We start from the raw sequence: 12,573 nt of genomic DNA on the forward strand, positions 1-12,573 counted from the left end.
GCCCCCGCTTCCGGAGGCGTCTCGGCCGATCAGGGGCGTCTCGCGGCGACGCCGGCGTCTCGCACGGCGTCAGGCGGAGGCGTCCCGCCCCGATGCCGGCGGCTCGGCGTCGACCGGTGATGTCGGCGCAGACCCACCGCCCGCCGCGCCGGTCCGCCGGGCCCGCTCGAGCTCGTCCGCCTCGGCGCCCCCGACGGCCTCGCCGCGGGCGACCATGCCGGCCGTGTCGGACAGCGTGATCTGCGGCAGGAACAGGGCGAGCAGGAACGCGATCGCGATGAACGGCAGGAGGTACCAGAACACCGGGGCGAGCGAATCGGCGTACGCATTCACGATGCCGTCCTGCACCGCCTCGGGGAGCTTCGCGACGGTCGACGGGTCGATGCTCCCCGCCGAGGACGCGGCGTCGGTGGCCGACCCTCCCGCCGAGGTGAAGACGTCCGTCAGCGCGGTCGTCAGGCGTGCGGTGAAGAGCGCGCCGAAGACGGCGGTGCCGAGGGAGGCGCCGACCTCGCGGAAGTAGTTGTTCGTCGAGGTCGCGGTGCCGACCTGGGCTGCGGGCACGGCGTTCTGCGCGACGAGGACCACGACCTGCATGATGAGCCCGAGCCCGGCACCGAAGACGAACAGGTACGCGCAGATCAGCCAGATCGGGGTGTCCGCGGCGAGCTGCGTCATGGCGAGCATCGCGAGGGCGACCAGGACCGTGCCGACGATCGGGAACACGCGGTAGCGACCGGTCTTCGTGATGAGGGCGCCGGAGGCGATCGAGGTGCCGATGAGGCCGACCATCATCGGGAGCATGAGCAGGCCGGAGACCGCCGCCGAGGTGCCGGACGCCATCTGCAGGAAGGTCGGGACGAAGCCGATCGCGGCGAACATGCCGATGCCGAGCACGAGACCGATGCCGGTGGCGAGCAGGAACGTGCGGTTGCGGAAGAACGACATCGGGAGCACCGGGTCCTCGACGCGGGACTCGACCAGGACGAGCAGCGCGGCGGCGACGACGAGACCGGCGAACCAGGCCCAGGTCTCGAGCGCGTCCCACCCGTGCTCGGCGCTGCCGCCGAACTCCGAGAAGAACACCAGGCACGTGGTCGCGATCGACATGAGCACGACGCCGAGCACGTCGATCCGCTTCTCGGCCTTCTTGGTCGGCAGGGTGAGCGCGAACCAGGCGACGAAGAACGCCGCGATGCCGACCGGGATGTTGATGTAGAACGCCCAGTTCCAGGTGAGGTGGTCGACGAAGAAGCCGCCGAGCAGCGGGCCGCCGATCGCCGACAGGCCGAAGATCGCGCCGAGCGGGCCGAGGTACTTGCCGCGCTGCGAGGCGGGCACGATGTCGGCGATGATCGCCTGGGACAGGATCATCAGGCCGCCACCACCGAGGCCCTGCATCGCCCGGAACGCGACGAGCTGCGTGAAGTCGCCGGCGAAGGCACAGCCGGCCGAGGCGATCGTGAAGAGCGCGATCGCGACGAGGAACAGGTTGCGGCGGCCGAGGACGTCGCCGAACTTGCCGTAGATCGGCATCACGATCGTCGACGCCAACAGGTACCCGGTGGTGAGCCAGGCCTGGTGCGCGACGCCGCCGAGCTCACCGACGATGGTCGGCATCGCGGTGGAGACGATGGTCTGGTCGAGGCTGGAGAGCAGCATGCCCGCGATGAGCGCGGAGAAGATGATCCAGATCCGGCGCTGCGTCAGGAGCAGCGGTCCGTCGGATCCGGGGCGGGCACGCTTCGTGCCCTGCGCGGTGGTGCTCATGCGGTGTGGTCCTGTCCGGTGGTGGTGATGGCCGCCCTGAGCTGGCGGAGGTTCTCGGTGAGCAGCGCGTCGAACGTCGGGCCGGAGGTCTCGTCGAACGCGTCGTCGAAGTACTCGCCGGCGGAGACCTTGAGCAGACCCGCGGCGGCCTCGGCGACGAGCTGCGCCCGCCGGTCGTCCGGGTCGGTCCACCCGAAGCGCTGCCGGACGGCCTGGCCGACGGCGGCGAGCTGGACCTCGGCAGCGGCGAGGAACTTCGCGACCATCGCGGGCTCGCGCTCGAAGACCCGGCGGACGAGGGCCTCGTCGGCGCGGTCGATCCCGACGACGTGCACGTGCTCGATCGCGAGCGCGACGATCGACCCGAGCGGGTCGAGGTCGGCCGGCACGAGCGAGCCGTCGACGTACGCCGCGAGCAGCTCCTCCGTCGCGCCCTGCTCGATGCCGAGCACGGCGTCGTCCTTCGACGCGAAGTGGTTGAAGAACGTGCGGCGGGAGACGCCGACGGTCTCGCAGAGCTGCTCGATCGTGAAACCGTGCAGGCCGTGCTCGATGGTCGCCCGGCGTGCCTCGACGACCATGCGTCGACGCAGCGCGCGCATGCGTTCGGTGGTGCTCACCGAACAAGAATTGCACTCTGCCGCTGAGAGTGCAACGGAAGGACGGGTTACAGCGCCTTCGCGAAGCAGTAGGACCAGGGCATCGTGGCCGCGTACGGCTCGTAGACGTCGATCTGCTCCCAACCGGTCTTGCGGTAGAGCGCGACGGCTTCGGGCTGCTTGTCCCCGGTCTGCAGGATGACGCGCGCGGCGCCGGCCTCGCGGGCGACCTGCTCGCCCTCGGACAGCAGCGCGGTGGCGGCGCCCTTGCCGCGGGCGGCGGCGAGCACGATGAGGCGCTTCAGCTCGACCTCGTCACGGAGACGGCGGACGGCGATGTGCCCGAGCGGCGTGCCGTCCTCGTCGAGCGCGAGGATCGAGGTGATCACGGTGGCGGGGTCGACCGCCAGGGCACGGTCCCGCTCGGCGGTGACCGCGGGGTCCTCGTCCCGGTGCCCGGCGCCGTAGCGCTCGTGCATCTCCTCGTCCATGGTGGCGCGGAGGGCCACACCACGCGGGTCCTCCCAGGCGACGCGCTCGATCGTGATCACGATGGTCCATCCTGGCACGCGCCGGAGCGCTCGGTTGCGCCGTCACCCGCGGCCGTGCCCTCAGCGCAGCGCGGCGATCGGCCCCTCGCCGGCCCGCAGCGCGGCCAGCACGGCGGCCGCGTCGTCGTACACCGCCGCCGCCCCGGCCCCACGGAGCTCGTCGCCGCCGATCCCGCCGGTCATCACCCCGACGCAGGGGAGCCCGACCGTACCGGAGGACTCGACGTCCCACATCGCGTCACCGACCATCACCGCACGGTCCGCGGCCACCCCGACCTTGTCGAGGGCGACCTGGATGATCCCGGGAGCGGGCTTGGCCTCCTCCACGTCCTCCGAGCTCGTCTCGGCGGTCACCCACGCGGACGCGTCGAGGAGCTCGCGGAGCACCGACAGCTCCGACTCCGGCGCGCTCGTGGCGAGGACGACCGCGTGGCCGGCGTCGGCGACCGCCTCGAGCAGCTCGCGGGCCCCGGGCAGCAACCGCAGCTGCGGCATGTGCTCGGAGTAGTACGCGGTGTGGAACTGCTTCGCCTGGTCGCGGACCTCGTCGGAGGCGTCGGGCAGCAGCTCCTCGAGCAGGCGACCCGAGTCCATGCCGATCGCCCGGTGGACGCGCCACGCGTCGACCGACTCGCCCGCCGCACGGAAGGCCCGCCACCAGGCGTCGACGTGCGCGTAGTTGGAGTCGACGAGGGTGCCGTCGATGTCGAAGAGGACGGCGGTCGAGGGAGCATCAGCCATCCACCCAGCCTGCTCCCACGACCGCCGGACCGGTCCAGGGTCGCGCGGTCAGACCTCGATCGACGAACCGACGGGCAGGATCGACGCCGGGACGCCACCGAGGCCCTCGGTGCCGAACATGCGGACGTTCATCTCCTGACCGCCCTCGCTGAGGAGCAGCTCGTGGATCTGCACCACACGCTCGGGTGCGACCGCGCGGACGTAGTCGACGCCCTCGCCGGTCTTCGCCCACGGGCCGCTCGTCGGGACGAGCAGGGTCCGGACCGGGACGTCCGGCACGAGGTAGGCGTCGCCCGGGTGGAACACGGCGTCGTTCACGAGGTAGCCCACGTTCGCGATGGTCGGGATGTCGCGGTGGATGACCGCGTGCTCCTCGCCGAGGACGCGGGCGGTGAAGGGCCCGACCTCGACGGTGGCGCCCGCGGTGACCGTGCGGACGCGGCCGTCGTGGTCGCCGAGCTGCTCGACGACCGACGCCGGGCCGTGGACGACGACGTCGGCGTTGCGCTCGAGCCCCGCCCGGATCGCGTCGACGGCGAAGTGGTCGGCGTGCTCGTGGGTGACGAGGACCACCGTGGCCGCGGCGACGAGGTCGGCGGACTCCGGCGTGAAGGAGCCCGGGTCGATGACGAGCGAGGCGCCGTCCTGCTCGAGGACGACGGTGGCGTGGTTGTACTTCGTCAGCTTCATGCCGCCAACTGTACAACACTGTTGTACAAATGGCTGGTCGTTCAGTCCGCCCGGCGGGCCAGGCGCTCGAAGACCTCCGGCAGCCGGGCCAGCAGGGCGCGCTCGTCGTCGTCGAGCTCCGCACGCATCGCGGTTGCGAGCCAGTCCGCACGGCCGTCCATGTCCTGCTGCAGCGCGGCCCTGCCCGCATCGGTGATGCGGATGACCGAGGCCCGCCGGTCGGTCTCGGACGCGGTCCGCTCGACGTACTCCTGGTTCGTCAGCTCCGCCACCGTCCGGGACTGTCCCTGGTGCTTCACCCCGCGTCGCCGCGCGAGCTCCGCGATCGTCATCGGCCCCTCGCGTCCGAGGAACCCCAGCGTTGCCGAGTGCGCCGGCGGCAGGCTGTCGCCCTCGCGTCGGGCCGCGCGCACGAGGCGGCCGATCGACCGGCGCAACTCGGCGGCGAGCTCGTCGATCGGGTCCATGGGCCACGACGCTACCGCGGAACGGACGGGAGGCCCGTGGCGGTGTCGCCACGGGCCTCCCGTCCGTTCTGTGCTGACGTCCGTCAGCTGCTGCGCACGTCGTCCGCGGCGCTCTTCGCGTGGTCCTGGACGTCGGACGCGGCGCCCTGCGCCTCGTCCTTCACCGTCTGGGCGGCGTCCTGCGCGGTCCCCTTGAGGTCCTGCGCGTGCTCCTTCGCCACGTCGCCCAGCTGCGACCCGACGTCCTTCGCCTGGGACTTGACGTCCTCGACGAGGGGCGCCGCCTTGTCCTTGAGCTCACCGGCGAGCTGCTCCTCCTTGTCGGAGGTCGGGATGAGCGACGACGCGAGCCACCCCGCACCGAAGGCGATCAGGCCGACGGCGAGCGGGTTGCCCTTCGCCTTCCGGACGCCCTCGTGCGCGACGTCCTTCGCCCGGTCGGTCGCACCCGAGGCGGACCCCGAGACGCTCGAGCCCGCCGAGTGCGCGGACCCCATCACCGAGTCGCGGACGCCCTGGAAGCGGCTCTTGACCTTCTCGCTCTGCCGGTGGGCGATGGACGACGGGCTGACCTTGTCGGCCAGGGCGTCGACGTCGGACCCGAGGGCACCGCGGGTGCGCTCGATGTCGGCACGGATCTCTTCTGGGGTGCTCATGGCTTCCTCCCGGTGTTCGGCTTGAGTGCTTCGGGGACTTCCTTGACGGTCTCGACCGTCTGCGGGACGCCCTGGATGTCCTTGATCTCCTTGCGTCCACGGACGTAGAGGATCGCGGCGACGATCGCGTAGACCACGGCGATCACGACGGCGGACCACGCGTTGCCGATGAGGGACCCGAGACCCCACCACGCGGCGATGGACAGGAACAGCAGGGCGAACAGGGCGGTGAGCCCGGCGCCGCCGAACATGCCGCCGGCCTTGCCCGCCTTCTTGGCGGACTCGGTGAGCTCCGCCTTGGCGAGGGCGACCTCCTGGCGGAACAGCGACGACAGGTCCTTCGACACGTCGGTCAGCAGTTCGCCCAGCGGCGTCGTGGCGGCGCGTTCCTCGGGCGTCGGTTCACCCAGCGGGGTCGCGCCCGGGACCGTGTGGCTCATACGCCGCTCCCCGTGCCGGTCGAGGACTCGCCGGCCTCCTTCTCGTGCTTGACCTCGGTGGCGAGGGCCTTCGTCAGGCGTCCGGCGAGGATGCCGGCGCCCGCGGCGAGCGCTATGAACGTGCCGGGGCGCTTCGCGGCGAAGGACTTCACCTCGTCGAGGAGCGAACCCGGGTCGCGGTTCTCGAGGTACCCGGCCGCGGAGCCCGCACGGTTCGACAGGTCGCGGACGACCTTCGCGGCGATGCCCTGCTCGTCGTCCTTGTCGGCCATGCGGCCGAGCTGCTCGCCGAGGCTGCGGAGGCCCCCGGCGGCGCGCTCCTGCTGGCCGGCCGCCTGCTCCTTGAGCGTGTCGGAGGCCTGGGAGTAGAGCTGCTTGGCGTGGTCGGTCGCCTCGGAGGCGACGTTCGACGCCTGCTCCTTCGCGGTACCGGCCACGTTCGCGGCCTTGTCCTTCGCATCGCCGGCGACGTCCTGCACGGCGCCCTTGGCGGCGTCGGCCTTGCCGCCACCGTCGGTGCCGCCGGAGCCCGTGCTGCCGGTGTTGCCGGTGCCCGTGCTGCCGGTGCCCGTGCTGGTGCCCACGGGCGGAAGGTAGCCGGTGCTCGTCGTCGTGGAGTCGTGCAGCGGTGCCGAGGCGCCGGCGGCGGACGGCGTCGCCGGGAGCTGCTCGTCGGCGGGCAGTGCGTCGAGCGGCTCGACGTCGTCGAAACCCTCGGGTCGGCGGACGTCGCCCTCGGGCAGGAGGACGTCGTCGAACTCGCGGTCGGTGTCGCGCGGCGCGGGGGTGTCGCTGCCGAACGAGGGCACGGTCACGCCCGGGTACACCTCGTGTCCCTCGGACGCGGCGGTGCGGTCGTGGATGGGCGTCCCGGAGTCGTTCCCGGGTGGGTTCGTGGTCATGGTCGGCCTTCCGGATCGGTCGCGCCGGGTACGGCACCCGTCGCGTTGGACCCGACCGTGCGCGGCCCCGCCTGCGCCACACCACAGGAACGTCGGCAAACGCGGTGACGCCCGCGCCCGACGGCCCGTCCAGCACCCCTCCGGCAGGATCGGGGGGTGCCGCTGGTCTCCGTCGTCATCCCCGTGCTCGACGACGCCGAGCACCTGCGCCGGTGCCTCGCCGCCCTCGCGGCACAGACGCGCCCCGTGGACGAGGTGGTGGTCGTCGACAACGGCAGCACCGACGACAGCGCCGCGGTCGCCCGGGCCGCCGGCGCGACGGTGCTGCACGAACCGGTCCGCGGCATCGCCCGGGCCTCGGCGCGCGGCTACGACCACGCCTCGGGCGACGTGCTCGTCCGGCTCGACGCCGACTCGGTCCCGCCGTCCGGGTGGGTGGCGGCAGCGGTCCGCCTCCTCGGCGGCACGGGGGTCGTCGCGGTCACCGGTCCGGGCCGTCCGCACGACGGCGGTCCGCTGGTCCGACGGCTCTGGGACACGCTCTACATGGGCCCGTACTTCGTCCTGATGCGCGGCGCGCTCGCCCGGCCGCCGCTGTTCGGGTCCGCGACGGCGATGCACTGCTCGACGTGGCTCGCGGCGCGCTCCCGGACGCACCGCGACGACCCCGAGGTGCACGACGACGTCGACCTCTCGATGGCACTCGACCCGGCGTGGCGGGTGGTCGTGGACCGAGCCCTGCTCGTCGAGGTCTCGGCGAGGCCCTTCTCGGGCGTCGCCTCGGCCGCGCTCCGCACCCGGCGGGCGTTCCACACGTTCCGGGTGCACGGCCGTCGGGCGAACCCCTGCCGACGGTGGGCGCGGCGGTGCCGAACCGCGCTCCGTGCGCGTGCCGCCACGCGCTGACTGGACGGAATGCTCCGCCTTCATGTGTTCGCAAACCGCTGACGAAGGCCGCGTCGGAGGCGATACCCCTTCGACACCTACTGTCAGATCGCGGCAGCTCTGGATTCGACTCGGTGCGAGAACGGGGTGCCCGCCGGTCAGCAGAGTGACGCACTACTGCAGGCTCGTAGTCGATGCCGCCAACGAAGACCCCTGGCGACCGTCACCAGCGAACGGGATCACGAGCGACGCCCTTGCGGAGAAGTCAGGCGGTGTGTTCTGGGGCTCTCCGTCATCCACACGATAGATCGCGCCAGCATCTGAAGTGCCCGGGTCGGCTGCATTCAGGAGGTCGGCCGCCCAACCAGGAGGAGTCGGGCGCGACAAGGCCGTCAAGGCCACTCCTTGACCATCAATAGCGTCGTTGTGCTCGCGGATGTGAAGGAGGTGCTCGATTTGAAAATGATACTTCTTTATCGCTGTCAAGTGGGCGGGACGTGTGCTCATGAGCTGCTTATCGAGGCACATGCTGATACCCGCTGGCGTCGCTTTAGGACCGTGGCAGTACTCCGTCTGACCCCAGCGCTCAACCTGCACTCGCTCAACCGAAGCGCAGCCGCCGAATACGGTACAAGTGTAGTCAGTAGTCGTGCCGACCTTCTTCACGAAGGGCACTACAAAATCGTTGTAGAGTAGCATTCCCGGAATGCGGTTGTGTTTTTTCGCCCACGAGATCAGGTGCTGATTCTGCTTCGGCGACCAATGCTCGTAAGTACCGACTGAGGGCCTGAATGATTTTGCCTGGAGCAGGAAATCGAACCAGATTTGCGGCGCCACTTCGATGGCAAGCTCGAGGTCCGCTCCGCTGGGCTTTCTCTTGACCACACCTTTGTGCGTCCGCCCTCCTTCGAGGGGGCGCGTGTGCAGCAGCGCACGGACGCCCAGATTGCGGCCCCCGAAACCGAGTTGGCGAACCAGATTGTTGGTTGTTGTCTCTTCTGGTTGATTCGCTCGAACCAAGCGATTCTTGGTGTCTCTTTGCAACACATGCGTACGGGTCTGCTCGGCCGACCGTCGCGCCATCGCCGAAACGTTCCAGAGCAGTTGCTCGATGTGAGCTGCAGGATTCATGCGATCGGACTATAGCGGTTTGCGAGCCGTAGCCGCTCCCACCTCGCATGCGGCGTTTGTCAGTGGCGACTACGTGATCTCGCGGCTCGTCGGCAGGAGTAGCCTCTCTGCGCGCCTTCAGCGGGCGTACGCATAGCCGCGCCGATCCGAGCGGTGGGTCACGATGGGGTACCAGTCCGGACACGATTCGGTTTCACCGCCGGCGGAATCCAGCACCGCGCCTAGCCTCAGGGACGAGTGGCACGGTGCTCATCCGAGCCGCTGCACGAGGGGGTCTTCATGCGTCGAGCGCGCACAATGACGATGTACATGACGATCGGAATCAGCGCCGCACTCGTTTTGAGCGGGTGCGCTGCCGGTGACGCCGGTCCGGATCGTTCGCCATCGGCGACCCGGACGGCCACGGCCGACGGTACCGCGGTGACCGACGGCGCGACATCCATCGATGGCGCTACGGCGACGACTGGCGCGGACCCGAGTCCGACCTCGACCATCCCGCAGGTCCCCGGCGTCGACCACGACGGCGGCACCCTGCCCTCGTCGTGCAGCAGCCTGGTCACCGCGGGCAGGTGGCAGTTCACCGACGACCCGCTCAACGACCCCTCGGTCGTCGGCGATCCCGTCACCGTCCCGAAGACCGCCTTCACCCCGGTGCTGCAGCCCGGTGGCGGACGGCTGTACTGCGTCTGGCGCGACCCGCGGGTGGACGTCACGAACGTGGTCATCGACGTCGCCGTCGTCGACTCGACGAAGGCGTTCGCCGCACTGCAGCAGCTGTCGGGCTTCGACTGCGACCGCGAGTCCGAGGGCTACCGCTGCCAGAAGATCTCCCAGAACCCGCAGTACCCGGTCACCGACGGGGACACCTACTTCACGCGTGGCGACATCGGCATCCGCATCACCCAGTCGAACGTCCCGACCGACGGCCTGCTCGAGGACGTCGAGGCGCACGTCTTCGGCTGACCCCTACCCGTCGTCCCGCCGGGACGCGGGCCGGGACCGCACGTGCGCCCGCTCCCCCTGCGGCCCGTACAGGCAGAGCACCTCGGTGACTCCGTCCGTCGTGTTGCCGACCCAGTGCGGGGTGTGGGTGTCGAACTCGACCACCTCGCCGGGTCCGAGGTCGAAGTCGCGGTCGCCCAGCAGCAGCCGCAGGCGCCCGGACAGCACGTAGAGCCACTCGTACCCCTCGTGCGTCCGGAGGGTCCGGTCGCTGTCCGCGGGCTCCGGCGGGATGAGCTGCTTGAACGACCGGACGCCGCCGGTGCGCCGCGTCAGCGGGATCACCACCCGTCCGCCGTGCCGCTCGGGCCTGAGGTGCACCCGCGGGTCCCCCGTCTGCGGCGCCCCGACCAGGTCGTCGAGCGGCACCTGGTAGGCGCGGGCGAGCGGCAGCAGGAGCTCGAGGGTCGGCCGCCGCTGGCCCGACTCGAGCCGGGAGAGCGTCGACACCGAGATCCCGGTCTCGTCGGCGAGCGCCGCGAGCGTGACCTGGCGGCGCTCGCGCAGCGCCCGCAGGCGTGGGCCGACCGCGTCGACCACCTCCGCCGTCGTCGGCGGGGTGATCCGTTCCTCCCGGCTGCGCACCATGGGGACCATGTTGCCAGACCGGCAAGCATCCTTGCTGGTTCGGAACGGATCGCGCAGGCTGCGACCATGCGAGAGAACTTCGACGTCATCGTCATCGGCGGCTCGGCCGCCGGCCTGTCCGCCGCGCTCGTCCTGGGGCGCTCGCGACGCTCCGTGCTCGTCGTCGACAGCGGCGAACCACGGAACGCGCCGGCCGCCGGCGCCCACAACTACCTCGGGCGCGAGGGCGTCGCGCCGACCGAGCTGACCCGGATCGGGCGCGACGAGGTCGCCGCCTACGGGGCCGAGGTGACGGCCGGGAGGGTCGTGGCCGCGTCCGTCACCGCGGGCACCGACACCGACCCGGTCGGCTTCTCGGTCACGCTCGACTCCGGCAGGGTCGTCACCGCCCGCCGGTTGGTCGTCGCCTCCGGCGCCGTCGACGTCCTGCCGGACGTCCCGGGGCTCGCCGAGCAGTGGGGACGCGGGGTCGTCCACTGCCCGTTCTGCCACGGGTGGGAGATCCGCGACCGACGCATCGGCGTCCTCGTGACGACGCCGAACGGGGCGCACCACGCGCAGATGTTCCGCGCCCTGAGCGACCGGGTCACCGCGTTCGTCACCGACCCGGACCTGCTCGACGGCACCGCCCGCAGCGCCTTCCGGGCCCGGGGCATCGCGGTCGTCGAGGGGCCGGTGGCCCGGGTGCTGTCGACGGACGGGGTCCTCACCGGGGTCGAACTCGGGTCGAGCGAGGTCGTCCCGCTCGACGCCCTGGCGGCGGCGAGCACGGCGGAGCCGCGGGTCGCGTTCCTCGAGGGGCTCGGGCTCCGGGCCGAGGACGTCGTGGTGAACGGGTTCCGCTTCGGCGGCGGCCTGACGATCGACGCGACGGGGCAGACGGGCGTGCGCGGAGTCTGGGCCGCGGGCAACGTGACGTCGCCCATGGCCACGGTGATCGCCTCGGCCGCCGCGGGGACCCAGGCGGGGGCCGCGGTGCACGGCGACCTCGTGCAGGCCGACATCGCGGCGGCGCTCGCAGCGGCCGCTGACCCGAGCGTCCCGACCGGTCAGTCGACGCGGTAACCGGCCTGGGCCGCCAGGAGGGGTGCGAGGGCGAAGAGCTGGTCGGAGCCGATCGTGGCACCGCGCAGACCCTCGAGCCGCTCCACCCGGTCGAGGTCGGCCTCCCGCAGGTCGACGTGCTCGATGCGGCTGTTCGTCCCCTCGACGGCGCGGATGCTCGTGCCGGGGAAGGACACCCGGAGCAGTCGGGCGTCGGCGACGTCGAGCTCGTCGACGACGCAGTCCCGGAAGACCACGTCGGTCAGCGTCGAGCCGCGCAGGTTCACGAACCCGAGCTTCATCCCGACGAACTCGACCCCGTTGAGCGTCGCGTCGTACAGCTCGGCGGAGCCGACCCGGCCACCGGCGACCCGGACCTCCCGCCAGGCACTGCTCGACGCCCGGAGCACGGGGGCGTCGAGCGTCTCCACCACGGAGTCGCGGACGCGCAGGCCGCGCAGGTCGGCGTCGTCCGCGCGGAGGGTCTCGACCACGCACTCCTCGAGCTCGAGGTCGGGCAGACGCTCCCCCGCCAGGTCGAGCACGGCGACGCGCTTGCCCTCGACGCGGTCACCCGTCAGCAGGTCGCCGGGGGCCGGCGTCCAGTCCTCGAGGTCACGGGGGTCGACCGGGGTGATGCGGGGAGCGACGGTGCCGGTGGGCTTGCCGGGGGTGCGGGCCATGCGCTCAGTCTGCCGTGGCGGCCCGACGTTCGAGCACGCTGTCGAGCCGGAGGTCCTTCGCCGGACCGCGGGCCTCCCAGCGCACCGTCCAGCGGTCGGCACTGCCGGCGAGCACGCCCGTGTAGTCGTCGGGCGCGCACGCGTGCTCGACGGACGCGCCCCACGCCCAGTCGTGGAACACCCGGCCGTCGGCGAAGTGCACGGTCCAGCGGTCGTCCTGGCCGTGGCGGACGACGAGCGTCCGGGACACCGGGGTCTCGCGGCCGTCGAAGCGCATGACGCCGGCCTCGTCCCAGCGGACCTCGTCGGGCGTCACCAGTGTCAGGGACGTCGTCCCGGCAACGTCACCGGTCACCCCGGCCCGGCGGTCGACGACCGTCCGGCGCAGGGTCCACTCCCCGATCAGGTCCGTCGGCAGCACCCT

The 12,573-nt window shown here is 71.6% G+C and carries 16 protein-coding genes; 3 read left to right on the forward strand and 13 right to left on the reverse strand.

The window, feature by feature from the left end; genetic code table 11:
• Positions 1–69 precede the first annotated feature (69 nt).
• From H7A69_RS09795 to H7A69_RS09835, 9 genes are all read right to left on the reverse strand, one after another.
• Positions 70–1,770: an MDR family MFS transporter gene (locus tag H7A69_RS09795; RefSeq protein WP_182046855.1), complete on the reverse strand. Its 1,701-nt coding sequence runs from the start codon at positions 1,768–1,770 to the stop codon at positions 70–72.
• Complete coding sequence (locus tag H7A69_RS09800; protein ID WP_220456222.1) at positions 1,767–2,390, reverse strand: TetR/AcrR family transcriptional regulator; 624 nt, start codon at positions 2,388–2,390, stop codon at positions 1,767–1,769. Before H7A69_RS09800 ends, H7A69_RS09795 begins: the two co-directional genes overlap by 4 nt.
• Positions 2,391–2,437: 47 nt before the next feature.
• Entirely contained in the window at positions 2,438–2,920 is a 483-nt protein-coding gene (locus H7A69_RS09805) for a GNAT family N-acetyltransferase (protein WP_259346170.1), read from the reverse strand.
• A 60-nt stretch (positions 2,921–2,980) separates the two neighbouring features.
• Complete coding sequence (locus tag H7A69_RS09810) at positions 2,981–3,661, reverse strand: HAD family hydrolase (RefSeq protein WP_182046856.1); 681 nt, start codon at positions 3,659–3,661, stop codon at positions 2,981–2,983.
• A 48-nt stretch (positions 3,662–3,709) separates the two neighbouring features.
• A complete protein-coding gene (locus H7A69_RS09815) occupies positions 3,710–4,351 on the reverse strand; it encodes an MBL fold metallo-hydrolase (protein WP_182046857.1) in 642 nt (213 codons plus the stop codon).
• A gap of 41 nt (positions 4,352–4,392) precedes the next feature.
• Positions 4,393–4,818, reverse strand: coding sequence for a MarR family winged helix-turn-helix transcriptional regulator (locus H7A69_RS09820; protein WP_182046858.1), 426 nt, complete (start codon positions 4,816–4,818; stop codon positions 4,393–4,395).
• A gap of 83 nt (positions 4,819–4,901) precedes the next feature.
• Positions 4,902–5,474: a DUF3618 domain-containing protein gene (locus H7A69_RS09825; protein WP_182046859.1), complete on the reverse strand. Its 573-nt coding sequence runs from the start codon at positions 5,472–5,474 to the stop codon at positions 4,902–4,904.
• Positions 5,471–5,914 (reverse strand): phage holin family protein, encoded by a 444-nt coding sequence (locus H7A69_RS09830; RefSeq protein ID WP_182046860.1) that lies wholly within the window; start codon positions 5,912–5,914, stop codon positions 5,471–5,473. Before H7A69_RS09830 ends, H7A69_RS09825 begins: the two co-directional genes overlap by 4 nt.
• Complete coding sequence (locus H7A69_RS09835; protein ID WP_182046861.1) at positions 5,911–6,816, reverse strand: CsbD family protein; 906 nt, start codon at positions 6,814–6,816, stop codon at positions 5,911–5,913. The genes H7A69_RS09830 and H7A69_RS09835 overlap by 4 nt, the downstream gene beginning before the upstream one ends.
• A 156-nt stretch (positions 6,817–6,972) precedes the next feature.
• Between H7A69_RS09835 and H7A69_RS09840 the strand changes: the two genes are divergently transcribed.
• On the forward strand, positions 6,973–7,722 hold the full coding sequence (locus H7A69_RS09840) for a glycosyltransferase family 2 protein (protein ID WP_182046862.1): 750 nt from the start codon (positions 6,973–6,975) through the stop codon (positions 7,720–7,722).
• A 153-nt stretch (positions 7,723–7,875) separates the two neighbouring features.
• On the opposite strand, the gene H7A69_RS09845 is transcribed toward H7A69_RS09840, so the two are convergent.
• A complete protein-coding gene (locus H7A69_RS09845; protein ID WP_182046863.1) occupies positions 7,876–8,832 on the reverse strand; it encodes a hypothetical protein in 957 nt (318 codons plus the stop codon).
• Between the two features lie 420 nt (positions 8,833–9,252).
• Between H7A69_RS09845 and H7A69_RS09850 the strand changes: the two genes are divergently transcribed.
• Positions 9,253–9,795: a hypothetical protein gene (locus H7A69_RS09850; protein ID WP_182046864.1), complete on the forward strand. Its 543-nt coding sequence runs from the start codon at positions 9,253–9,255 to the stop codon at positions 9,793–9,795.
• A 3-nt stretch (positions 9,796–9,798) separates the two neighbouring features.
• On the opposite strand, the gene H7A69_RS09855 is transcribed toward H7A69_RS09850, so the two are convergent.
• Entirely contained in the window at positions 9,799–10,422 is a 624-nt protein-coding gene (locus H7A69_RS09855) for a helix-turn-helix domain-containing protein (protein WP_182046865.1), read from the reverse strand.
• Between the two features lie 66 nt (positions 10,423–10,488).
• On the opposite strand from H7A69_RS09855, the gene H7A69_RS09860 reads away from it, so the two are divergent.
• Entirely contained in the window at positions 10,489–11,487 is a 999-nt protein-coding gene (locus H7A69_RS09860; protein ID WP_182046866.1) for an NAD(P)/FAD-dependent oxidoreductase, read from the forward strand.
• Here the strand turns inward: H7A69_RS09860 and H7A69_RS09865 are convergent.
• Complete coding sequence (locus H7A69_RS09865; RefSeq protein ID WP_182046867.1) at positions 11,472–12,149, reverse strand: pentapeptide repeat-containing protein; 678 nt, start codon at positions 12,147–12,149, stop codon at positions 11,472–11,474. The genes H7A69_RS09860 and H7A69_RS09865 overlap by 16 nt on opposite strands.
• 4 nt (positions 12,150–12,153) lie before the next feature.
• Entirely contained in the window at positions 12,154–12,570 is a 417-nt protein-coding gene (locus tag H7A69_RS09870; RefSeq protein WP_182046868.1) for a DUF6314 family protein, read from the reverse strand.
• Positions 12,571–12,573 lie beyond the last annotated feature (3 nt).

This window comes from Curtobacterium sp. ME26, from assembly GCF_903970945.1.
GTDB lineage: Bacteria > Actinomycetota > Actinomycetes > Actinomycetales > Microbacteriaceae > Curtobacterium > Curtobacterium citri.

Excerpts from the sequence above, each read along its gene's own strand:
- H7A69_RS09795 (WP_182046855.1), bottom strand. The coding sequence starts at position 1,770 with ATGAGCACCACCGCGCAGGGCACGAAGCGTGCCCGCCCCGGATCCGAC.
- H7A69_RS09810 (WP_182046856.1), bottom strand. The coding sequence starts at position 3,661 with ATGGCTGATGCTCCCTCGACCGCCGTCCTCTTCGACATCGACGGCACC.
- H7A69_RS09815 (WP_182046857.1), bottom strand. The coding sequence starts at position 4,351 with ATGAAGCTGACGAAGTACAACCACGCCACCGTCGTCCTCGAGCAGGAC.
- H7A69_RS09820 (WP_182046858.1), bottom strand. The coding sequence starts at position 4,818 with ATGGACCCGATCGACGAGCTCGCCGCCGAGTTGCGCCGGTCGATCGGC.
- H7A69_RS09825 (WP_182046859.1), bottom strand. The coding sequence starts at position 5,474 with ATGAGCACCCCAGAAGAGATCCGTGCCGACATCGAGCGCACCCGCGGT.
- H7A69_RS09830 (WP_182046860.1), bottom strand. The coding sequence starts at position 5,914 with ATGAGCCACACGGTCCCGGGCGCGACCCCGCTGGGTGAACCGACGCCC.
- H7A69_RS09835 (WP_182046861.1), bottom strand. The coding sequence starts at position 6,816 with ATGACCACGAACCCACCCGGGAACGACTCCGGGACGCCCATCCACGAC.
- H7A69_RS09845 (WP_182046863.1), bottom strand. The coding sequence starts at position 8,832 with ATGAATCCTGCAGCTCACATCGAGCAACTGCTCTGGAACGTTTCGGCG.
- H7A69_RS09855 (WP_182046865.1), bottom strand. The coding sequence starts at position 10,422 with ATGGTGCGCAGCCGGGAGGAACGGATCACCCCGCCGACGACGGCGGAG.
- H7A69_RS09860 (WP_182046866.1), top strand. The coding sequence starts at position 10,489 with ATGCGAGAGAACTTCGACGTCATCGTCATCGGCGGCTCGGCCGCCGGC.
- H7A69_RS09865 (WP_182046867.1), bottom strand. The coding sequence starts at position 12,149 with ATGGCCCGCACCCCCGGCAAGCCCACCGGCACCGTCGCTCCCCGCATC.